The sequence below is a fragment of the Parafrigoribacterium humi genome (genome assembly GCF_040227205.1).
Taxonomy (GTDB): domain Bacteria; phylum Actinomycetota; class Actinomycetes; order Actinomycetales; family Microbacteriaceae; genus Parafrigoribacterium_A; species Parafrigoribacterium_A humi.
The window spans coordinates 1-921 of sequence record NZ_JBELOA010000017.1 but is presented as its reverse complement, the minus strand read 5'-3'; the positions used below and the strand labels follow the sequence as shown (position 1 = coordinate 921).

Genomic DNA, 921 nt, shown 5'->3' with positions numbered 1-921 from the left:
CTACTCGACATTGAGGATAGTGGTGGTGGTTCCGGGGCCGGTCTGACCTGCTACTCGACAGACTCGCTCTTGGTGATGTCATTCGCTGGATTTGTCGGCCGGGTTCGGGATCGCTGCTTTGTTCGGGAGGCCGGACCGGGCGTGGGACGTGACCTAATAGGACTTTGTCCGGCAACGACTTTTCAATGTTGTGTCCGCCCGGCCCGGTGAGGTCATCCAATTGATCACTCAAGAGGAGACGAAACACCATGCTAACCACTGAACCCGCGACGGGACAGGCCACCGTCGTGGTCGCGGGAGTCGATACCCACAAATCCACCCACCATGCTGCCGTGCTCGATCTGACCGGCCGCATTCTGGGATCTCGGCAGTTCCCGGTGAACGAGGCCGGTTACCGCCAGTTGTTGGACTGGGTCGCCTCCCACGGCATCATCGACCGGATCGGGGTGGAACTGACGGGTTCCTATGGTGCCGGGCTGACCCGCTTCCTCACCGATGCCGGGATCACTGTCGCCGAGGTGAACACGACCGATAAAGCCACTCGCGCCCGCCGCGGCAAGGACGACGCGATCGACGCGGCCGCGGCCGGCCAGAAAGTTCTCTCTGGAATGGCGACCACGATCCCGAAGAACACCACCGGGACCATCGAAGCGATCCGGATCCTGACCGTGGTGCGAGACTCCGCAGTGAAACATCGCACCCAGGTGTTGAATCAGCTCAAAGACCTCCTCATCACCGCACCGGCTATCCTGCGTGAGCAACTCGACGGGATGACTCTTCCCGCGACCGCGAAACAAGCCCGAGCTCTGCACGTCGACCTGGCCAGGATCGGCGACCCGATCCAGGCGACAAAGACAGCGATGAAACGCCTCGGGGAACGCATTCACATCCTCGAAACCGAGATCACCGCGGCAGACAAAG

At 61.6% G+C, this 921-nt stretch carries 1 protein-coding gene; it reads left to right on the top strand.

Annotation, left to right across the window (positions count from 1 at the left end):
* Window positions 1–248 precede the first annotated feature (248 nt).
* Window positions 249–921, top strand: a 673-nt coding sequence (locus ABUA28_RS14075) for an IS110 family transposase (protein ID WP_349904936.1), incomplete at its 3' end; no start/stop codon positions are given.